Source organism: Pseudomonas sp. MF08831 (assembly GCF_059862645.1).
Genome location: NZ_JCBCUX010000017.1, coordinates 99,637 through 120,046, shown reverse-complemented (window position 1 = coordinate 120,046; position 20,410 = coordinate 99,637). Strand labels below are relative to the sequence as shown.

The following is a 20,410-nucleotide window of genomic DNA, read 5'->3' as shown; positions in this document are numbered from 1 at the left end:
TCACATGAGCGTATTGAATTTCCCGCGTATCTACCTGGGCGGCCATATGTTCTGGAACCCGCCGACCGCCAACAACAACGACATGTACCCGCTCTACGATGCGGTCAAAATGCAGATGAACTGGCGGTTCCTGGAAGCCTTCAAGATCACGCCGCTGAACGCCGCCAGCCAATTGCTGCCGTGGACCATCGCGCCACTGGCGCCGGCCGCCGTGCCGGACTACGTGATGCAGGTGCCGGGCAATGCCGGGCAGTTGGCATCCCCCATGATTCCCGGCGAATGGAACCTGTTCGGCGATAACGCCTGCGGCACCGTGAGCTACAACCAGACCCAGTCGGTGATCACCGGCGGCGAGTTGCCCGACGGTGGTTACGTCAGCCAGGACCCGCTGATCAATCAAAGTTATCAGTTGCTCGGCAATCCGTTTGGCGGCGCGCCGACGTCGCCGGCACGGTTTGTCGACGTGAGCCCGTGGCAGAACACCTTCACCGCGCTGTACTTCGACAAGCTGGTGCTGGGCAATGCGCAATGCGGCCTGACGCTCAACCGCGAACACCGCATGCTCGACCGTTTCCTCAATTTCAATTGGGCCAACCTCGGCGGCCTGGCGTACGTGACCACCACCTGGCAGACCTGCTTTCCGAAGGAAAACCTGGCGTGGGTGATCGGCAACTCGGCGTTGCTGCAAAACCTGCAGGCGCAGATGGCGCAACAAAACGCCAAGGGGCTGATGTTCCGCTTTACCACCTACCTGACCTGCTACGACAAGAACGGCATCTTCAACAACTACCCACCCATCGACACCCACAGCTCCACGCCCGAGGCCCAGGCCAAGGTACAGGCCATGTATCAGCAGGCGCTGGATAACGTCGGTGATATTTTCTTCAACCCGGCCTATAGCCGTACCGTGGGCAGCCTGGGGTTGTGGTTTGAGGACGAATTCCCCACCGCGCCGGCCGGCAGGCGCCTGGTGCCGGCCGCCAAGGTGGCGATCTACAAAACCTCACCGGGCACCACCAGCCAGGTCCAGCTGGGCGTGATCTCGGCCCAGGCCCATGGCAATACCTTGTCGCTGGACCTGGGCAACGCCTTTCCGTTCTACCCCATCGACAGCAAGGCCGACATCCCGGTCGCGGCCAAGTACCAGGCCGGCGACTACCAGATCGGCATCCGCCAAGGCACGCAATTCAGCCCGTTGGCCAGCTTTGGCTATGACGATTACCAGCAATTGGCGTTCGACAAGCGCGCCGGCATCCTCGACCTGCCCCTCACCGTCGAGGCCCAGGCGCAGCTGCAATCCGGCACGCTGGAGCTGCAACAGCAAGGCACCACGCCGATCATCGCCGCGACCCAGCAATTGTGGACCGCCGAGGTGGTAGAGAGCGCCAGCTTTATCGACGTGGGCGACACCAAGACGTTGCAGGTGATGGTGCAATACGACGGCCAGCCCGCACCGGCCGGCACTACGTTGTGGGTGGCCGAATACGGCAATGCCTATATGCTGTGCACCACCGATTACTACCTGGCGTTCAGTAACGCGGCGGACTTTTCGCTGTTCAACAACGACCCGCAGAACCCGGCCAACAACAGCCCCTGCCTGCCGCAATTTGCCGGGGCGAAGACCTTGGCCGGCCAGATCACCGAAGGCACGGGTCGCCAGCTCATGGCAACCCGGCTGGCGGTGCCCGCCGATCAAACCGTGCCGGTGACCTACCAGCAATTTCTGCCGACGCCCGCCGCTGTCGCCCTGAGCCCGACGCTGACGTTCGCCAACCCGATCACCCTGCAACGCACGTTGCAAGACCCGCTGAACAGCCCGGTGCAATTTAGCCTGACCAAGATCCAGACCGACGCCAACGGCATCGCCAACCTGACGGTCACGGCCCAGGCGCCGGGCTTTCCGACCCTGCGTTTCTTTGTCCAGGACGGTCAGCAGGAACCGGAGATCCCCTTCAGCTTTCCGCTCAACCAGGCCTTTACCGATTTTCTCGCGCCGCTGCGTGTGCTGCCGCTGGAACCGCAAATGCAGCAGGATTTCGTCAACGCCTGGAACCTGATTTATCAGCGTGAAAATGCCGGCCAGCTGATCTGGGAGACCTTCATCTACCCATTCATCCTGCAGCCGTTCTATTACCTCTACCCGATCATGAGCAAGTACATGCCGCTCAATAACCTGACGCGCATCGAGGGCGCGGTCGACCAACTGATCGTGTTGATCAGCAAGGCCTATCAGGAGGAAAGCACGCTGGCGATGCCCATCACGCGGGACATGCCGCAAAGCCGTCGCGCGGTGCTGGAACTGTGGGCGCAGGCGTTGGTGAAGCGTAACTACCCGCCCGTCCCGCTGAGCATGAACGACTACGCGTAAACCGCGCACAGGACCACCGGGTGACGCACCTGCCACCCGGTTTTCAAAGGAGTGTTGTATGAACGCCAGCCGCTTGAGCCGATTGTTGCTATTGCTGATGCTGCTCAGCCCCGGCGCTTTTGCCGGGGACGACAGCGGCAAGCCCCTGGCACTGGCCACGCAACTCAATTGCCAGCCGCCGACGCGCGCGCCCGCAGCCAATGCCAGCCAGGACCAGTTCGATCAATACAGCTGGCAGCTGTTTATCGCCTTGAACTGGCCGGCACAGGACGGGCAGCGCGGCACGCCCAATTGCAGCAAACAACCCGGCGACCCCGGCTACACCGTGTGGCAGACCTACAAGACCGTCAGCGAAATTTTCCTGCCGGGGGCCGCCAACCCCGGGCCGTGGAATAGCCCGCTGATCGCCAGAAGCCTGGGCATCATCAACATCGCAGCGCTGAAAAACAGCTCGCTGGTCAACTCCATCGACCAGGCGGTGGGCGGCTGGTTGATCGATCAGGCAGGCAACCCGACCTACTACGATATCTCGGCCAACCAGGCGTCCTACAACTACATCGTCGGCAATAACTTCTACAACGCGAATGTGGTGTCCAAGGCCAACACCATCAACTTCCCCAATGGCGTGATCGAGGTCAAATCCAGCTGGCGCGTGCTCACCGCCCGTGACAATGCCAGCCATTACCTCACGCAGTTTGCCCGCGTCGCGCGGTTCAACAGCCAGGGGCAGCGCATTGGCGTCGGCGAGGCGTACCTGGGCCTGGTGGGTTTGCACATCATCACCAAGGTCAACGGCTACCCGCAGTGGATCTGGTCCACCTTCGAGCAGGTCGAAAACGTGCCGCCCAAAGCCAAAGTCAACGGTCAATGGGTCGATCAACCGGCGCCCGGCACCGCCTATTCCTACTTCAATGCGGCCGCGCCCGCCGCCGCGCTGAACCAGTCGCCCTGCAATTGGCAAACACAAGGCACCCAGCTGGTCTGCGTGCCCAAGCCCGGCACCACGTTCCAGACGCCCAACCCGCTGAACCGCGTGACGCCCATCGCGGATGTGACGAACTGGGTGAACAACAACTACCGCAACGATCCGGGCCTGCAACGCAGCGTGTTGAAGTACTACCAGTTGATCACCACCCAGCGCCCGCTGATGCCGAACAACCCAGGCAATCCGCTGGGCCAGCCGACCCCGGCGCTGTCGGCCAACGTGACCATGGAAAGCTATATCCAGCCCACCAGCAGTTGCATGAACTGCCACTCGATGGCGACACCGGTGAAGAGCCCGTTCAAGTCCGACTTCTCCTACCTGTTCAAATTTGCCAACAGCCCCATCACCCCACACGCCACGGGCAAGGAATAGACCATGAGCATCCTCAACGGACCACGACTGAATTTCTGGGGCGGCATCCGCACGGACGTAAGCTTGCCAAACAACTCGCCGACCATTCCTTTCAATGGCAACAAGCAATGGCCGCTCTTCGACCTGACCACTTCGACCCTGGCACCCGGCGCACAGCCTTACACCGACGACCAGTTGAACAGCATGATCAACGCGCCCGCCGGCAACTACTACACCGCCGGCGGCTGGAACCACTACGGCCAGCACGTGGTGGACCTGCAGCACGCCTTGATCAGTTCCCAGGGCAGCCCCGGCAACATCAGTACAACGGGTGACCAGGTCGGTCAGCCGGTGTACCTGCTCGGGTCAGTGGACCCGGTGAGCGGCCAGGCACCGGTGTCCGGGCCGATGATGGTGGATCTGGACCCCAGCGCCACGACCACCACGCAGATTTTTGTCGGCGGCCTGCAAATCGGCAGCAATGACAATATCCAGCTGCTGATTCGCTGCAATGCGGTGTGCAGCAGTTTCGACGTGACCGGGCGCGTGCTCGAGCCGGCAAAGATGGACGCTCCGGGGTCGTTCCATGCCAGCGGCACGTTCCAGCTGACGTTCCCGCTGAGCAGCATCGTCAGCTGGAACCCGAACAGCAGCGGCCTCAAGGCGATCATCCAGGCGCCGGGCGCGACGGGCATCGTCCTGCGTTTCGTGATGTTCGAGATGTGCCCGCAGATGACCACCGCGCAGCTTGATGCCGATTATGCTGCCGGCAAATACACGCCCAACCCGAGCATCGGCCGGGTCATCGGCACGCTGGCCCCGGCCTTTGCCGGCGAGCCGCTGAGCTGCCAGCCGGGGCGGCAATTGGTCAATGCGGCCACGAACAATGCCGCCTATGCGGCGCTGGGCAATAACGGGCTGTTGAGCCTGGACATGGTCAACGTGATTCCCAAGCAAACCTTCCGTGCGGTACGGGACGACATCACCAGCCCGATCGGGCCGAATGCGAATTATGGGCCGGTGACCATTTCGGCCGGTGCCGCGCCGCTGATCACCCTTAACCCGACTGCCAGCCCACTGGTCAATTACTACGTGTATGGCGGCATCGTCGATGTGGCGCTGACCACCAGCCAGCAGCAGGCCGTCAGGACCACGCCGTTGGCGATCAACGCCCCTGGCCAGGTGGCCGGGACTCAGTTGCAGGCGACCGAGTCGACCTATCGGGTGTATGCGGATCAGCGCAATGTGTACCTGGAGGATTACCCCAACGGCCTGACGATCACCTTGCAGGTTCGCTACCTCGGCGGGCCGGTGCCCGGCGCCACCACGATCGGCCTGGCAGCGAGCGCACCGGGCGTCTACGAGCAGAAGCAGTACACGGACTTTCTCAACTTTCCGCCCTCGCTGACCGTGAATGCTGGCCAACAGACGGTGAGTTTTCCCGTGACGCTCACATCCGGCAGCGCCGCCCAGGCGGGCTTCGTGGCCCTGACCTACACGGCCAATGGCGTGGACAACGGCGCCTTTTTCACCAACTTTCGAAAATACGCTCAGACAGACTTTGGCATCGCCAGGGGCAGCGTCATTACCTGGCAACAGGTGTACCCGAATGTGCTGCGCTTTCACTACCTGGCGTTCCCCGCCATGTCGCGCTACGTGCCGTTGAACCAGCCTGACGCGATCATGGGCGCGAAGAACGCCATCCTCGCGCGCACCTCGGACGCCTACAAAGGCACCACGTTGTTCATGCCGGTCGTGCGCTCGATGTCCCCCGCCCAGCGCGCACTGCTGCGGGCCTATCTCACCGGCAGCCCGTGGCAGCCACCGCAATAGGAGGCAAACGCTATGACACTCCATATTCCCGTACAGCCCATCGAAGCCCTGCGCCCGAGCAGCGTTATCGCCGAAGGCCTGCTCAACCCGCGTGGTGTGTGCCTGCAGGCCGATGGCAGCCTGTTGCTGGCCGAAGCCGGCTCAGGCTCGGCAGACCAGCCTTTGAGCAGTCGCATCAGTCGACTGCCGCCCGACCCTCTAAGGCCGGGCGCCTATCTGCCCGGCGAAGTGCTCGCTCAGGGTTTTCGCAGCATGAACCTGCAGGCGCGCATGCTGCGCGATGAAATCATGGGCCTGTCCGACATCGCCTGCGGTGACGGACGTTGCCTGGCCAGCCAGACCGATTACGTCGGCGGTTCCAGACTGCTCGATCTGCAATACAGCCCGCCCGAGCCGTTGTTCCACAGCCGTGGCAACCTGAACGCGCTGTGCTACCACCCGACGCGACGCAGTTGGCTGGCGGTGAAACCGGATACCAATGAACTGGTGGAGTTCAGCCACGGTGAGCAAGAACGCGTGCTCGCGCAATTGTCCGTTCTGGATGAGGGTCAGGAGGCTGTGCCTGTCACCCTGGTGTACGAGCCGCACACAGACGCCGTGTTGATCAGCCTGTTCTCCGGCGAATTGCACGGCGACCCCGCGCGCAAAGGCATCGACTTTGCCGACTACGCCGGGCAAGTGATTCGAGTTCACCCGGCCAGCGGGCAGACCGAGGTGGTGATTCGCGGCCTGCAACTGCCCACCGGGCTGGCGCTGTGCCCGCAAGGCAATCTGCTGGTGCTGGAGCTGTGCAGCCATCTGCAACAACCCTTGCTGCCGAACTGGAATGGCGAGCCGCTGCACGGAGGCTTTACGCGCTTTACCGGGCGGCTGTTGCGCTGTGACCTGCACAACGCAACGGTTGAAGTGCTCGCGCGCGGGCTGGATACGCCCTCCAACCTGTGTGTGGTGCAGGACGCGGTAGTGGTGAGCGAAGGCATGGGCTTGACGGGCCGACCGCTGCCGACACCCGACGGCAGTGTGGCGCCGCTCAGTGGCAGGCTGCGGCGGGTGCAGCTATGAGCCTAAACCGCATCCTCCAACAGCAGAATGGTCGCGGGGCCGGCGCGAAAAGACGGATTGTGCCGGGCCGCTTCGACCATATGAGCGGCCACATGGTGGGCGCCCAGGGCGTCCTTCGAGGCCCACTTTTCGATCAAGACAAAACTGTCAGGGTTGCCGACCACGGGGTGCAAATCGTAGTGCAGACAGCCATGCTCGGCCCTGACCAATGGGGCCAGTTTCGCGAACGCTGCACGTTGCTCGGCGCCCTTGCCGGGCTGCGTATTGATCATGACGACAAGCCGCACTTCATCTGACATGCAAACACCACCGCAAAGGTTGGTTAAGGAAGTCGCACAGTACGTGAGCACACCAACAAGGTGCAAAAAAAGCTTAACCGAGGGGCGCGTTTCACAGGGTTTTCACAGTCGCACGCATAGGCTCAACTCAGCTCCTAAGTGAACACCTTTAAGCCCGCGCCCCCATCGTGGGCTTTTCTTTGTCTGCGATTCTGAATGCGCGGCGGTTAATCCCTTATCCATCACACGCCAGAACTCAGCGTTTACGTAGCCCATCGCTCAAACGCTTTTGCGCCCAAGCTTAAGTAAACTCACCCAGCGCGGTTTTTTGCTCCGCTTCATCCGTTGACTGAACGGCGTGACTTGGCGATGACGCTGAACCCATCGCAACCCAGCGCGATAAATCAAACACGCGCATAGAAAATTTGAATTAGTCAGTTGCCCGCCCGGTCAAGAACTATGAACGCAGTAAATCTGACGAGGTAACAGTGATGACTATCCAAGCAGAGACACTCGTAGAACTGACCGAAGCGCTTCAGGAACGCGGCCTGAATCTGGTTTCAGATGTGCACTTCACCCGCGCGCCGTACCGGCAGAACCACCGCTGGATTTGCACCGTCGCGTAATGCTGCATTTTGCCGGCGGTCAGGCTTAATGGCCGACCGCTGGCACCGCTTTGATCACCCTACGTCGAGCGGCTTTCGTTACGATTTTGTTGTTTTTTAACGCCCTTCCCGGTTTTTCGCTCGTATTGGTGATGACAGAACCAGACGACCAGAAGCAGGCCTGCCAAGCCAAAAACGAACAGCAACAGCTCTAGTGCGGGACCTTCGTGTGAAAACATTTTTCGTTCCTCATCCTGAAGTCGTGCGAACCGAAATCGGTCGCACCCGAAATTATTCGTAACAATTCAAACATTTTCAGGTTAATCGCCCAAACCCCGCATGGCAACCCCGAATCGGCTTAAAACCATTGACCTAGACGGGTTGCTTGGTTGATCGCGTTCTGCAGGCAATAAAAAACCCGGCGCAGGGGCCGGGTTCGCTGACGTGGGAATGATCAGTTATCAGGGTGTTCACTCGCGACCGAATCAGCCGCGTCGACATCCGACATATCTTCTTCCAAAGGCGCGTCGTCATCAGGCGGCAATGGGAGCGCGTCCTCGTCTCGACGCGGATCATGGCCCGTTTCGTTGTCTGTGCCGCGCGTCACGGCTTGCTGGGAAAGGTTTCCTGGCGCCTTCTCATTGATTTCCATGTTGACTCTCCGCTTCGGCGCACGGGAAATGCGCACTTAAGCTTGAGAGACGGCGCAGCATTCAGAGTGCAAAGCATTAGACGAATGGTGCCAATCAATGCTTGGCATTGAGGCTTTAAGCTTGGGATGTTTACTGCCGCACGCTGGCAGAAACGCAAAAAAACCTGATGGGCCGCCGGCGATGGCCGACGCACAACGTGAAACAACTCACATTTATGCAACGCCGATATTGAAGGTCAATAATTGACCAACCTATATTTCGCTCCACCGCAATTTTTTCTCCAGACAAAAAAAGCCTGCGCCTTGTCGGGCGAGACTCTTTCGATATACTCCGATTAATTATCGGAGCGAACAGGGATGGATCCCATGAAATACGGAATACTTCTCTTAGGCGTCCTTACTTTTAGCGGCTGTAAAACTTACAGCGGTGGCCAAGATGGCCCTGACATTAAGGCTGGCGGACTTCAGGTCAGTTGCACTGCAACCCCAGCCAATCAGCCCGGATGCTACACCCCGCCCCCCTCTTGGTGGACCAAGCTCCCTGACCATTTTTTCATTCGTGGTAGCGGCTTTTAAAGTTCGAAGCGCTGAGCTGATCCTTTCTCTAGGCGAAAAAAAACCCTCAAGGCGGTATCGGCGTGCTTGTTTGCCGCGGTTACCGTACGTTTGGATACCAGCGAATCAGCCTTAGCCTGGAGCTTCGCCCTGAGGTCTCGCTCCCATCCATCCCGCTTGGCGCGTTTGTTGATTGCTCCGTGAGTGATGCCTTGGGTTGATGCGATCTCGCGAATGGAAAGCAGACCGGCCCGGTAGGCACGTTCGATTGCCTCCCAGTCGGGTTGCTTGGTTGTCATAATGATCCTTCAAATTGTGAAAACATGACCTTGGCAGTGCACGGAGAATATTTGGAAGGGTGCTAATATCAAATCGCCCATCAATGAAGGAAGGTCATCATGAGATACAGCCTCTTCGAGAATCAGAGAAACGAGCTCATCTTGCTCGCGCGCATCCTGCTAATGATCCTTTTCCTCATTACCGGCTGGGGAAAACTGACTAACTTTGACGGTACCGTTACTTACATGAGCTCACTTGGTGCTCCCCTGCCCATGCTGGCTGCGGGCATTGCGGTCGTCATGGAGTTCTTTGTCGCTATCGTGATCGTCTTGGGCTTTTACACTCGACCACTCGCGTTTTTGTACATCCTGTTCGTACTCGGCACTTCGCTGATCGGGCATCACTTCTGGACGATGGTTGACCCAGAGCGGTCGGCCAACATGATCCACTTCTTTAAAAACATCAGCATCATGGGCGGCTTACTGTTGCTAGGCATTACCGGCCCAGGAACGTATTCGATCGATGGCAGATAAAGAGTGATCCATCCGTGCCGCACTCACCTGCGGCACACCTACCCTTCCGCGTTATCCAGCAGCACATCAATCAACTTCTGCTCTCCCAGGCGCATGGCACCCAGGCATTGCAGGTCGTCGCACTTAGGGCCGAGGCTGTCGGAGCGGGTCGGTACCTTCTACGAAATCTTGGACGACCGGATGAATCGGGTCTTGGGGATCGCAGCATGATCAGCCCGGAACTCAGCACCATCCGCCAAAAGGATTTAGACCGCGACTGGATCGCCCGCGCCATGGCCGAATACGAAGGCCGTGGCACCCTCGAAACACTGCCAATGCAGGTCCGCGACGTTGACTTCGGCACGATGTTCAATGGAAAGGCCAAGGATGGTTCGCGGGCCGAGCCTAACCCTTCGCTGGAGTCCAAGATTGCGGCAGCAGCGCCAACGCTGACTGTCACCGAGGCCATGAAAACGCTCCACCTCAGTGAGCGAGATTTAAAACTGATGGCGTCCCGCATGGGCTTCAAGTTCAAGCGCGGCTACACCACCAACCAGGGGCACAAGGCTGCCGACGGCCCAATGGTTGAGCGGATCATTGCCCTGCGCGACGTAGGCCTGAGCCGCTCCAAGGTCATGAAGCAGACCGGCATGTGTTACGAGAAATTCCACCGTCTGCTGAAGGACTACAAGATCGAATTCCCGGCGCTCCCGTTTCACCTAAGGAACGGAAAGACCAAGCCTTGAAACGATCCATAGCCCGCCCCCAGCAACGCTCGTCAAACCTGGCTCGCACTGCCGGCCAGCGGAATAGAAGAGGTAGGCCATGGCCGCCGAACAGAAGGAACGCACGGCCAAGCTTGCCGAGAAGCGGCTGGAGCTGGGCGAGCAGGAATTGCGGCACACGGTGCCGTACGGCACCCGGCAGATGCTCGATGAGCTGATGCGGCGGCATGAGATCGAGGAAGTCAGCGAGGCGGTGCAGCTACTGGTGCTGAATGGCCGGGTCGAGGATCTGCCGCCGGCGCCGCCGAAGGTCAAAGGGCCGTCCGACATCATCCGCCACTACTTTCGACAGGGAATGCGTGATCGGTTGGCAACGTTCACTGCCGAGCTGGGCGAAACAAAGGACCGGGCTACCATCTGGCGACTGATCGCACTTGCCCACTCGCTTGGCGCCGAGAAGTCATCGCCACTCTTCGAAATTAAGCGCCACAGTTACGAGATATCCGAAACCGTGGCGCGCAAATTACGGCAAGCAGGCTTTGCCGAATCGCTCCAAATGAACGCCGAAGACGACGGCGACGAATAACAGGCCCTAACGGCAACACCAAGCGTTCGCTACCTGAAAGTGTCTCCGACCAATGCTATCGACGAGGCCACTCCTTCACGTCTTTATTTGATGGGTCGTCTAAGGCCGGATCAGTCTTACGGAACCATCCTCCGACTTGTCCATAGGCCATTTTTAGCTCGTTCAACACCGTTATCGCGTGGCCTTCTTTGAAGTTGCTCCTTAAATCATCTTCAGCCATGTTAATGAGTTCGTTGATATCGGCGCCTTTGTTTTCAAGCGCACGAATAAGGGCGCAGAGTGCTTTCTCCTTGCACTCTGCAGATAACTGGAATGCTTTTTCTCGAAAATCAGCTGGTAGATCAGACACGAAAATACTCCATTGGCTTCAGTGTGATCTCCCGTAATACCCCAACCAAAACCAAATTGCCACCACCGGCCACCGGAGGGCGGCGCCTGACTGGAGATAATCCATGACCATGCCAAAAGTCGTTCCGGCATCGCGTAAGGTGCTGGCCTACTCCGTAGAGACCAACGACCCCGAAGAATCCAACATCCAGTTCGCCACCTCGAACGCCGCAGCGCGGCGCCAGGGTGCGGATGAGATTGGCACAGACTTCGGTGCGGTGTCCTGCCGGCGCGCGCATTGGGCTGACCAGTATGCGGGCCAGCGCTTTATCCCGGCGAAGGCTTACATCGACGCCGGCTGGTGGTTCGGCTGCAACCATTGCGGGGCCAGGTGCGACAGTGATGCCAGCTATTGGGATGAAAAGACAGAAACTGATATTGCACTGAACCTGGTGTTCGATGATCGCGTGGTCTACTGCTCTGCGGACTGTAAGTCCGGACACGAAGCCGAGGTCGCGGCCCGCAATGCAAGATTCGAAGAGTTCAAGGTTCGGATCTCGGCGGCGAGGCCAGGCGTCACCTTCACCGAGTTCATCGGCGGTTACCCATGGTGCGGCAACAAAGGGCTGTTTACTTTCCCGGTGGCAAATACGGCGGCTCAGTGACTGACTCGGAAGAAAGCGAGGACCTGAAATGGTATGTGGCTCAGGGCGACAAAGCCGCTTGGGACGACTTCATCGCCAAGAATTCAAGCACCTGGTCCTATCTCCTAGTCAGCTTCGATTCTCGTTAATACGTCCGCGTGCGCGTCGCTAATTTCCTTGCATGCCCTGACGCTGTATGCAGAACCGAGGTTGAAATGTCCACCGCTATCCATGATGTAACCGGTGGCTTTGCCCAGCCACGCATGCATATCAACATCGCTTTTTTCTGCTGCAGCGATTAAAGCAACCAGTGCTTGTTCAAGTGCGATTTCACGTGATCCAGCCATTTATCTCTCCTTGATCCGGCTCCATGCCGGTCACCCGTAATACCCCATATCAACGAATCACGCCAGCCGGCGAGGCGAAGCCATGCCTATTACCCCGGAATACCTGAAATCAATCCTCGCCTACTCCGCTGAGACTGGCGTGTTCACCTGGCTGGTGAGCAGAAGCCGAACACCCGCGGGCTCAATAGCGGGGAGCTTGGTTTCCAGTGGCTATCTGACGGTGATGATCGACAGGAAGCGGCACAACCTGCACAGACTCGCATTCGTCTACATGCTCAGCCAGCACCCGCCCGAGTTCGTAGATCACATCAACGGCCAAAAGACTGACAACCGCTGGATCAACCTCCGCGCGGCGAGCCCAGTGGAAAACGCCAGAAACCAAAAGCGCAGTTGCAAAAACTCCAGCGGAGTCTCCGGTGTCTCGTGGGATTCGCGAGGTCTATGGCGATCTTTCGGATACCTGGCAGGCAAACAAATAACCCTGGGGCGCTACTCATCAAAGTTTGATGCAGCGGCCGCCAGAAAATCCTTCGAAAACAGTCTCGGCTATCACGAAAATCACGGGAGATAAGCCCCTATGTCCGCACAACAGAAGAAACACCCCTTCGATTTCAAAACCCAATACGGACTCGGCTTCAACACTCAGGACGATGAGATCGTTGTCGACTTCTTCTGTGGTGGCGGCGGGACCGGTACCGGCCTGGAAATGGGCCTGGGCCGCACGGTGAACGTGGCGAAGAACCACAGCCCGCAAGCGATCAGCATGCACACCGTGAATCACCCAGGCGCCCGGCACTTCACCACCGACGTGTTCGAGGGTGACCCGGACACCGAGTGCGGCGGCAAGGCCGTGGGATGGTTCCACATGTCGCCGGACTGCACGCACCACCGCCAGGCGGCCGGCGGCCAGCCGCGCAAACGCGAGATCCGCAACCTTTCGTGGATCGGCCTCAAGTGGGCTGGCATGAAGCGGCCCCGGGTGATCAGCCTGGAGAACGTGAAGCAGATCCTGCAGTGGGGCCGCTTGATCGCCAAGCGCGACAAGGCCACCGGCCGGGTGGTGAAACTCGGCGGCGACGTTGCCGCACCTGGTGAGGTCGTGCCGGTGGGCCAGCAGTTCCTGATCCCTGACCCGAAGCACCGTGGCCGGACATGGTGCCGCTTCGTGGCGCTGCTGGAAGGCATGGGCTATATAGTTGAGTGGAAGGTGATCAAGGCGTGCGACTTCGGCGCGCCGACCAGCCGGGAACGCCTGTTCATGATTGCGCGGTGCGACGGTCAGCCAATCGTGTGGCCGGAGCCAACCCACGCCAAGAACCCTGCCAAAGGCCAGCAGAAGTGGAAAACAGCCGCCGACTGCATCGACTTCACCGACCTGGGCAAAAGCATTTTTCGGCCGCAAGAAAGACCTGGCCCCGGCCACCCTGCGCCGCGTTGCCAAGGGCATGAAGAAGTTCGTCATCGATAGTGCCGCGCCATTCATTGTGCCGATCGCCAATTGGTCCGGCGAGGCAGTGCAGTCAGCCGGTGAACCGCTGCGCACAATCACCTCCTACCCAAAGGGCGGCGCCTTCTCGGTGGTCAGCCCGATCATCGCACCGGCAACGCACCAGAGCAGCGACCGAATCAACGACCCGCTCGACCCGTTGCCGACGGTGACCTGCGCAAACCGCGGCGAGCTGACGCTGATCAGCCCGTTGATGGTTGGAGCCGGTGGGCCTGAGTATTCCGGCAAGCCGGTGAGCGTCGACCAGCCGACCGGCACGCTTATGACACAGAACCACCGAGCGCCGGCTTCGGCCTGCATCGTCCAGGCCGGGCACGGCGAAGGTTCTGGCGCAAACAAACGCCGCTCCCACGGGGTCAATGACATCTGCGGGCCGGTGGGCACCGTCACTGCAAGCGGCGGCGGGCAGTCCGTCAGCACGGCGGTGATGATCCAGGCGAACGGCGGATTCAACACCACGCACGCCGAGGGCATGCACGAACCCATGACCACGGTGACCGACACCGGCAGCCAGCAGCAGTTGGTCAGCGCGACTTTGATCACGAACACCACGGGCCATGCTCCCAGCGATCTTGCCGGGCCAGTGCCGACGGTGACCACCGGCCAACACCACGCATTGGTTGCAGCAAACCTGGTGCACATGCGCGGCAACTGCGATGCACGGGACGTAAATGATCCGCTGCACACCATCAGCGCCGGCGGCCAGCACCACGGGTTGGTCAGCGCATTCATGGAGCGGGCATTCGGCGGCAGCATTGGCCAGGGCCTGGAAGAGCCGGCGCCGACCATGACTGCCGGTGGCGGGGGCAAGAGCTCGCTGGTGTCGCTCACGTTATCGCCTGAGCACAAAGCCGGTGCCCTGCGGGTCGCTGCGTTCCTGATCAGCTACTACGGTACCGAGAACATCAGCCCATGCGACTCTCCGGCGCCGACGATCACCACCATGGACCGCCTGGCCATGGTCACCGTGATGGTGAAGGGCACGCCCTACGTGATCGTCGATATCTGCCTGCGGATGCTGAAGCCGGCCGAACTGTACAAGGCCCAGGGCTTCCCGGCTGACTACATCATCAGCCACGGCGCCGACGGAAAGCCGTTCACCAAAACCCAACAGGTGCACATGTGTGGCAACAGCGTCAGCCCGCCGCCGATGGCAGCGCTGGTGCGCGCCAATGGCCCATGGCGCGCCGAACAACGCCAAGCACGCGTGGCTTGACGATCAGCAAGCGCCAGGCGGTATGCCGTCTTTGTTGAAGTCCTTTAGGCGTTCCCGCTCTTCCTCGGTGGAATGCGCTGGGGTTTCTTGCTCAGGCTCTTTCTTCTTTTCTTCAGTCATCGCTATGTCCTCTGGGTGGTAGCTGTTTCGGCACCTGGTGGAATCAGCAGTTCAAATCAATCCACTCCTCCGCCCGGGCATGGCCCGGCAAGGACTCCCCATGCCTACAGAAAACCGCAAGACAGACATCCGAAGCATTGTTACCGACTCACTCGTCGGCATGATCGCTGCTGTTACTCGAACCACGCCGCCGGCGAACGAGCCTCTTCCGTCATTCATCCAGGCGCCTGTTGATCGGGCAGTTGATCGCATCAAGTCGTTCCTGCTGCCAGGCGTGACCCTCCAGGCATCCCACGCCAACCGCGTCTACGTTGCCGGGCCCATGACTGGCATCGACGACTTCAACTACCCGGCCTTCAACGCCGTGGCCGATCAACTGCGCGCCCAAGGCTACGAAGTCGAAAATCCGGCAGACCACGGCATCGTTGAGGGTACCCAGTGGGCCGACTACATGGCCTATGACCTGACCCGCCTTGGACTGTGCGGTGTGATCGCCCTGTTGCCCGGCTGGGAGCATTCAAAGGGCGCCCGCCTGGAAGTCCTGATCGCCGAACGCCTCGGCATGACGGTTGTGGAGGCCCATGATTTGTTAACGAAGAACACTGAAGGGTCAAGAGCTAAAAGTGACCATCCCCCCTTTCAGAGTGGCAATCACTGGCTACATGATCCCGTCAGGCCAGATCGCCTGGATCAACCGGAACGGCTGGAAGTACGTGCTGACCCGAGCGCGCCGGCCGGTTGTCGGACGGGTTATGCCCGGCTGAAGCTGGCCGGCGTGAAACCATCAGCAGAAAACGTCGCGGCTGAAGCCTGGTCGCTGGATCTGTCAAAAGTAGGATAAAACGATGCGAGCAAAAAAGGCGGCAAACAGGGACCTGCCGCCGCGAATGATTCGGCGGGTGCGCACGCTGAAAGGTGGTAAAGAGTGGGTTGGGTATTACTACGACGGGAGGGATGAAGACGGGAAGCGGGTTGAGATCCCGCTCGGGGGTGACTTGGATATCGCCAAGGCTGAATGGGCAAAGCTCGATTGCAAGCCAGTGCCGACGAAAAACGCACTGCTGACCCAGGTGTTCGATCGTTACGAGCGGGAGATCATCCCAGGCAAGGCGCCAAAGACACAAAGCGATAATCTGCTGAGCCTGAAGCAACTGCGCAAAGCGTTCAACGATGCGCCCATTGATGCTGTGACGCCGCAGATCATCGCGCAGTACAGAGACAGCAGGACAGCGAAGGTACGGGCCAACCGCGAGCTCTCACTGCTGTCGCACATCTACAACATAGCGATAGCGCGCGAATGGGGCCTTACTGAAAAACAACCCTGCTGCCGGCGTGCGCAAGAACAAAGAAGCTCCGCGAGACTTTTACGCTACCGAGGAGATATGGAGCGCGGTATACGCAGTTGCGGCCTCGGAACTGCGTGATGCAATGGGCTTGGCCTATCTTACTGCCCAACGCCCAGCGGACACGCTGTCGATGCGGGAGGCGGACGCCGTTAACGAATTCCTGCAGGTATCCCAAGGCAAGACATCCAAGAAGCTGCGCATACGCCTGACCGCCGCCGGCGCGCTCAATGACCTGGGCACCCTGGTTGCAAGACTTATCGAGCAGAGACATTCGCGAGGAGTGCGCAACCCATACCTGATCATCACCGAGGATGGCCGGCAGGTTACCAAGCACATGCTTCGCCTTCGCTTCGACGACGCACGCGACAAGGCTATCGCAACCGCCAAAGAGAAAGGCGACGGGGTGTTGGCGGCCAGCATTCGCCAATTCCAATTCCGTGATATTCGCCCGAAAGCGGCAAGCGAGATCCTCGACCTGGGGGATGCAAGCCGACTGTTGGGACACACGGACAAGCGGATAACCGAAACAGTTTATCGACGTGTCGGAGAGATCGTGAAGCCAACTCGGTGACCGCAATTTGCAACGAGTTGCGGAAACTGCCTGAAATGATGCGGAAACGATCAGCCGTTAAGATGGCGGCGACACCAACCCCCAGAAACGCAAAAGCCCCGCTTTCGCGAGGCTTTTGTGTAAATCTTGGCGGGAAACCAGGGATTCGAACCCTGGGAACGCTATTAACGTTCGCCGGTTTTCAAGACCGGTGCATTCAACCACTCTGCCAATTTCCCTTTTGCATCACAGGATTATAGTAGTCCATCCCGTGTCAGCGGGCGCCATAATACCCGAATGAAACACACTGTCAAACTCTCGGCATCACTTGTTACAGAGCGTCTGTTATGATCTTTGCGACTGAACGTTTCAAAACTGAAGGAGTGTCGCCATGCGCGAACAGAATTACGCAGTGAATGGTAACGCGCAGGCTGAGCAGCTTGAAGTCAGCCGCGTGTTGCGCAATACGTACGGCTTGCTCGCCCTTACCCTCGCATTCAGCGGCTTAATGGCGTATGTAGCGCAGCAAATGCGCGTTGGCTACCCGAATATCTTTGTCGTATTGATCGGTTTCTACGGTCTGTTTTTCCTGACCAACAAGCTGCGTGACTCGGCCTGGGGTCTGGTGTCGGCGTTTGCCTTGACGGGTTTCATGGGCTTTATCCTCGGCCCGATCCTCAACCGTTACCTCGGCATGGCCGGCGGCGCGGAAGTGGTCAGCTCGGCGTTTGCCATGACGGCCCTGGTCTTTGGTGGTCTGTCGGCCTACGTGCTGATCAGCCGCAAGGACATGAGTTTCCTGGGCGGTTTCATCACCGCTGGCTTCTTCGTGTTGCTGGCAGCAGTGGTCGCAGGCATGTTCTTCCAGATCAGCGGCCTGCAGTTGGCGATCAGCGCAGGGTTTGTGCTGTTCTCCTCTGTATGCATCCTGTTCCAGACCAGCGCCATCATCCACGGCGGTGAGCGCAACTACATCATGGCGACCATCAGCCTGTATGTATCGATCTACAACCTGTTCATCAGCCTGTTGCAGATCTTCGGCATCATGGGCCGTGATGACTGATTGCTAGCGCCATAAAAAATGCCCCGCCTCGAAAGATGCGGGGCATTTTTGTTTCTAACGGTTCAATACCGATTAGGTTCCATTTCCAGCTCAACCTTGAAGCGTTCAGCAATGTCCTGCTGGATACGCAGCGCCAGGTCGGCAATATCGTGCCCTGTCGCCGCACCATAGTTGACCAGCACCAGTGCTTGCATCTTATGCACGCCCGCATCGCCATCACGAAAGCCCTTCCAGCCGGCCTTATCGATCAGCCAGCCGGCCGCGAGTTTCATCTGCCCGTCAGGCTGCGGGTAAGCCACCAGGTCCGGATACAGCGCCTGTAGCTCTGCGGCAAGCGCTTGAGACACCAGCGGGTTCTTGAAAAAGCTCCCGGCATTACCCAGCTCCGCCGGGTCCGGCAGTTTTTCGCGGCGGATGCTGCAGATTGCGCGGCTGACGTCGCTGGGCGTCGCCTCGGTGATCCCCTGCCCGGCCAGGCGTTGCTGCACCGGGCCGTAGTCGAGCTTCAGGTGACTGGTGCGACTCAAGGCAAAACGCACGCGCAGAATCAACCAGCGCCCGGTTTCGTGTTTGAACAGGCTGTCGCGGTAAGCGAAGTTGCACTCTTGCAGGCTGAAGTCGCGCAGCTCGCCCGTTTGGCGGTCCAGAGCAGTCAGGCCGGCAAACACATCCTTGATCTCTACACCATAGGCACCAATGTTCTGCATCGGCGCGGCACCGACAGTGCCGGGGATCAGGCTGAGGTTTTCAAGACCGCAGAAACCGTGCTCCAGGGTCCACAGTACAAACGGGTGCCACGCTTCGCCCGCTTCGGCCTCGACCACCACCTGCTGCCCATCATCCTGCAACACGCGAATGCCTTGGGTCGCCATGCGTAACACCAACGCTTGAATGTCCTGGGTCAGCAATAAGTTGCTGCCGCCACCGATCACCAGCAGCGGCACTGCGTGCGCAGTCGCATAAGCCAGGGCCTCGCGGACATCGGCGTCACTATGGGCCTCGGCAAACAATTGGGCGCGTACGTCGATGCCAAAGCTGTTGAATGGCTTGAGCGATACCTGCGCAAGCACGTGCAAGGTCATAACCGCCCCTTCAACTCGATCACCAATAAATCACAGGCGCGCTCGATCAGGTCAAGAACCCGTTCAAAGCCTTGTTCACCTTCGTAGTAAGGGTCTGGCACCTCGTCCACTTCAGACTCAAAACGGCGCAGGAACAAGTCCAGCTCTGCTTTACCCTGCCCGGTGTGCAGCGCCTTGAGGTTGCGCAGGTTGCTGTGGTCCATGGCCAGAATCAGGTCATAACGCGCGAAGTCGGCACGCGAGACCTGTTGGGCGCGCTGAGCCGACAGATCATACCCGCGCAGCAACGCCGCACGCTGGCTACGCTGGTCCGGCGGGTTGCCGACATGCCATTCACCGGTGCCCGCAGACGCCACTTCGACCTGGCCTGCCAAGCCCGCTTCGCGCAGTTTATGGCGCAATACGCCCTCGGCGGTGGGCGAACGACAGATGTTGCCCAGGCAGACAAACAGAACCTCCATCAGGCCCCCAGCAGGCGACGGACGCGCTCAAGGTCTTCGTGGGTATCGACACCGGCCGGCGGTGCTTCCAGCGCGTCGCCTACATGGATACGCACGCCATGCCACAAGGCACGCAGTTGCTCCAGAGATTCGGTGTTTTCCAACCAGCACGGGCCCCAGCTGACAAAGTCATGCAGGAAACCTGCGCGATAGGCATAGATACCGATGTGGCGGCGGTAAGGCACGCCCTCCGGCAAGACGTCGCGGCGCTTGGCAAACGCATCGCGCGCCCAGGGCAGGGTCGAGCGGCTGAAGGTCAGCGCCAGCCCATTGATGTCGCTGACCACCTTGACCACGTTCGGGTTGAACAGGGTGTCGATGTCTTCAATAGGCTCGGCCAGGGTCGCCATGCGCGCTTCGCCATGGGCAGCCAGGTTGGCGGCGACCTGATCGATCACGCTCGGCGGGATCAATGGCTCGTCGCCCTGCACGTTGACCACAATTGCATCCGCCGCCAAGCCCAGCTGTGTGGCGACTTCGGCCAGGCGGTCGGTGCCGGAATTGTGGTCTTCGCGGGTCAACACCGCTTCAGCGCCAAAACCTTTGCAGGCCTCGATGATGCGCGGGTCATCGGTGGCCACCACGACCCGTTCGGCGCTGCTTTTGCAGGCCTGCTCCCACACCAGCTGGATCATCGGCTTGTTGCCGATCAATTGCAGCGGCTTACCCGGCAAGCGGGTCGATGCGTAGCGCGAAGGAATGACAACGGTAAAGGCGGTGGTCATTTATCCAGACGCTCATCGGTGGTCAGGGTACGGGCTTCGCTCTCCAGCATCACCGGGATGCCATCGCGGATCGGGTAAGCCAGGCCGGCGCCTTTGCTGATCAGCTCGGTTTTGTCGGCGCTTAGCTTGAGCGGGCCTTTGCAGATCGGGCAAGCGAGGATGTCGAGCAGTTTGGTGTCCATGAGCGTTTCC

20 protein-coding genes, 1 tRNA gene and 6 pseudogenes are annotated in these 20,410 nt (G+C 59.6%); 16 read left to right on the top strand and 11 right to left on the bottom strand.

What is annotated here, in order from left to right:
• Positions 1-4: 4 nt before the first annotated feature.
• From AC19YS_RS27875 to AC19YS_RS27860, 4 genes are read left to right on the top strand one after another with little or no spacing between them, the layout of a single operon-like run.
• Entirely contained in the window at positions 5-2,368 is a 2,364-nt protein-coding gene (locus tag AC19YS_RS27875; protein ID WP_500603109.1) for a hypothetical protein, read from the top strand.
• A gap of 58 nt (positions 2,369-2,426) precedes the next feature.
• Positions 2,427-3,725: a hypothetical protein gene (locus AC19YS_RS27870; RefSeq protein WP_500603108.1), complete on the top strand. Its 1,299-nt coding sequence runs from the start codon at positions 2,427-2,429 to the stop codon at positions 3,723-3,725.
• A 3-nt stretch (positions 3,726-3,728) separates the two neighbouring features.
• Positions 3,729-5,537 (top strand): hypothetical protein, encoded by a 1,809-nt coding sequence (locus tag AC19YS_RS27865; protein WP_500603106.1) that lies wholly within the window; start codon positions 3,729-3,731, stop codon positions 5,535-5,537.
• Between the two features lie 12 nt (positions 5,538-5,549).
• Entirely contained in the window at positions 5,550-6,599 is a 1,050-nt protein-coding gene (locus tag AC19YS_RS27860) for a hypothetical protein (protein WP_500603105.1), read from the top strand.
• A gap of 2 nt (positions 6,600-6,601) precedes the next feature.
• Here the strand turns inward: AC19YS_RS27860 and AC19YS_RS27855 are convergent, their stop codons facing one another.
• On the bottom strand, positions 6,602-6,898 hold the full coding sequence (locus AC19YS_RS27855; RefSeq protein ID WP_500603104.1) for a putative quinol monooxygenase: 297 nt from the start codon (positions 6,896-6,898) through the stop codon (positions 6,602-6,604).
• Between the two features lie 470 nt (positions 6,899-7,368).
• On the opposite strand from AC19YS_RS27855, the gene AC19YS_RS27850 reads away from it, so the two are divergent.
• Complete coding sequence (locus AC19YS_RS27850; protein ID WP_256660607.1) at positions 7,369-7,503, top strand: hypothetical protein; 135 nt, start codon at positions 7,369-7,371, stop codon at positions 7,501-7,503.
• 59 nt (positions 7,504-7,562) lie between these two features.
• On the opposite strand, the gene AC19YS_RS27845 is transcribed toward AC19YS_RS27850, so the two are convergent.
• The 3 genes and pseudogenes from AC19YS_RS27845 to AC19YS_RS27835 all read right to left on the bottom strand — a co-directional run.
• A complete protein-coding gene (locus AC19YS_RS27845) occupies positions 7,563-7,721 on the bottom strand; it encodes a hypothetical protein (protein ID WP_177410126.1) in 159 nt (52 codons plus the stop codon).
• A 215-nt stretch (positions 7,722-7,936) separates the two neighbouring features.
• Positions 7,937-8,134 (bottom strand): hypothetical protein, encoded by a 198-nt coding sequence (locus AC19YS_RS27840; RefSeq protein ID WP_200623658.1) that lies wholly within the window; start codon positions 8,132-8,134, stop codon positions 7,937-7,939.
• Between the two features lie 629 nt (positions 8,135-8,763).
• Positions 8,764-8,988, bottom strand: a pseudogene (locus AC19YS_RS27835) (hypothetical protein); the annotation flags it as partial.
• Between the two features lie 99 nt (positions 8,989-9,087).
• Here AC19YS_RS27835 and AC19YS_RS27830 point away from each other — a divergent pair.
• From AC19YS_RS27830 to AC19YS_RS27815, 4 genes and pseudogenes are all read left to right on the top strand, one after another.
• Complete coding sequence (locus AC19YS_RS27830; RefSeq protein WP_500603103.1) at positions 9,088-9,501, top strand: DoxX family protein; 414 nt, start codon at positions 9,088-9,090, stop codon at positions 9,499-9,501.
• Positions 9,502-9,633: 132 nt separating this feature from the next.
• Positions 9,634-9,711 (top strand): annotated as a pseudogene (locus AC19YS_RS27825) (exonuclease); the annotation flags it as partial.
• Positions 9,708-10,226 carry a hypothetical protein gene (locus AC19YS_RS27820; RefSeq protein WP_200623656.1) on the top strand — a complete coding sequence of 173 codons (519 nt, stop codon included), beginning with the start codon at positions 9,708-9,710 and terminating at the stop codon, positions 10,224-10,226. The pseudogene AC19YS_RS27825 and the gene AC19YS_RS27820, both read left to right, overlap by 4 nt.
• Positions 10,227-10,305: 79 nt before the next feature.
• Complete coding sequence (locus AC19YS_RS27815) at positions 10,306-10,791, top strand: hypothetical protein (RefSeq protein WP_200623655.1); 486 nt, start codon at positions 10,306-10,308, stop codon at positions 10,789-10,791.
• A gap of 55 nt (positions 10,792-10,846) precedes the next feature.
• On the opposite strand, the gene AC19YS_RS27810 is transcribed toward AC19YS_RS27815, so the two are convergent.
• Positions 10,847-11,140, bottom strand: a complete 294-nt coding sequence (locus AC19YS_RS27810; RefSeq protein WP_200623654.1) for a hypothetical protein — start codon at positions 11,138-11,140, stop codon at positions 10,847-10,849.
• A gap of 103 nt (positions 11,141-11,243) precedes the next feature.
• Here AC19YS_RS27810 and AC19YS_RS27805 point away from each other — a divergent pair, with 103 nt between their 5' ends.
• Complete coding sequence (locus AC19YS_RS27805) at positions 11,244-11,783, top strand: hypothetical protein (protein ID WP_500603102.1); 540 nt, start codon at positions 11,244-11,246, stop codon at positions 11,781-11,783.
• Positions 11,784-11,887: 104 nt separating this feature from the next.
• On the opposite strand, the gene AC19YS_RS27800 is transcribed toward AC19YS_RS27805, so the two are convergent.
• Positions 11,888-12,109, bottom strand: coding sequence for a hypothetical protein (locus AC19YS_RS27800; RefSeq protein WP_200623653.1), 222 nt, complete (start codon positions 12,107-12,109; stop codon positions 11,888-11,890).
• Between the two features lie 82 nt (positions 12,110-12,191).
• Between AC19YS_RS27800 and AC19YS_RS27795 the strand changes: the two genes are divergently transcribed.
• The 5 genes and pseudogenes from AC19YS_RS27795 to AC19YS_RS27775 all read left to right on the top strand — a co-directional run bounded on the left by AC19YS_RS27795 (position 12,192) and on the right by AC19YS_RS27775 (position 16,869).
• The gene (locus AC19YS_RS27795; protein WP_200623652.1) at positions 12,192-12,680 is read left to right on the top strand and encodes an HNH endonuclease; all 489 of its coding nucleotides are present in this window, start codon (positions 12,192-12,194) and stop codon (positions 12,678-12,680) included.
• Positions 12,681-12,686: 6 nt separating this feature from the next.
• Positions 12,687-14,832: pseudogene (locus AC19YS_RS27790) on the top strand (DNA cytosine methyltransferase).
• A 199-nt stretch (positions 14,833-15,031) separates the two neighbouring features.
• Positions 15,032-15,514: pseudogene (locus tag AC19YS_RS27785) on the top strand (DUF4406 domain-containing protein); the annotation flags it as partial.
• A 100-nt stretch (positions 15,515-15,614) separates the two neighbouring features.
• Positions 15,615-15,793 (top strand): annotated as a pseudogene (locus tag AC19YS_RS27780) (DUF4224 domain-containing protein).
• Positions 15,794-15,797: 4 nt separating this feature from the next.
• Positions 15,798-16,869: pseudogene (locus tag AC19YS_RS27775) on the top strand (tyrosine-type recombinase/integrase).
• A gap of 127 nt (positions 16,870-16,996) precedes the next feature.
• On the opposite strand, the gene AC19YS_RS27770 reads toward AC19YS_RS27775, so the two are convergent.
• Positions 16,997-17,087, bottom strand: a tRNA-Ser gene (locus AC19YS_RS27770).
• Positions 17,088-17,239: 152 nt separating this feature from the next.
• On the opposite strand from AC19YS_RS27770, the gene AC19YS_RS27765 reads away from it, so the two are divergent.
• Entirely contained in the window at positions 17,240-17,911 is a 672-nt protein-coding gene (locus tag AC19YS_RS27765) for a Bax inhibitor-1/YccA family protein (RefSeq protein ID WP_200623651.1), read from the top strand.
• Between the two features lie 62 nt (positions 17,912-17,973).
• On the opposite strand, the gene murB is transcribed toward AC19YS_RS27765, so the two are convergent.
• Genes murB through AC19YS_RS27745 form a run of 4 tightly spaced genes read right to left on the bottom strand, consistent with a single transcriptional unit; the run spans position 17,974 to position 20,400 of the window.
• On the bottom strand, positions 17,974-18,993 hold the full coding sequence (gene murB / locus AC19YS_RS27760) for a UDP-N-acetylmuramate dehydrogenase (RefSeq protein ID WP_124417832.1): 1,020 nt from the start codon (positions 18,991-18,993) through the stop codon (positions 17,974-17,976).
• Positions 18,990-19,454 carry a low molecular weight protein-tyrosine-phosphatase gene (locus AC19YS_RS27755; protein ID WP_200623650.1) on the bottom strand — a complete coding sequence of 155 codons (465 nt, stop codon included), beginning with the start codon at positions 19,452-19,454 and terminating at the stop codon, positions 18,990-18,992. The genes murB and AC19YS_RS27755 overlap by 4 nt, the downstream gene beginning before the upstream one ends.
• Positions 19,454-20,218: a 3-deoxy-manno-octulosonate cytidylyltransferase gene (gene kdsB, locus AC19YS_RS27750; protein WP_106579829.1), complete on the bottom strand. Its 765-nt coding sequence runs from the start codon at positions 20,216-20,218 to the stop codon at positions 19,454-19,456. Before kdsB ends, AC19YS_RS27755 begins: the two co-directional genes overlap by 1 nt.
• The gene (locus AC19YS_RS27745; RefSeq protein WP_003174668.1) at positions 20,215-20,400 is read right to left on the bottom strand and encodes a Trm112 family protein; all 186 of its coding nucleotides are present in this window, start codon (positions 20,398-20,400) and stop codon (positions 20,215-20,217) included. The genes kdsB and AC19YS_RS27745 overlap by 4 nt, the downstream gene beginning before the upstream one ends.
• Between the last annotated feature and the right edge of the window lie 10 nt (positions 20,401-20,410).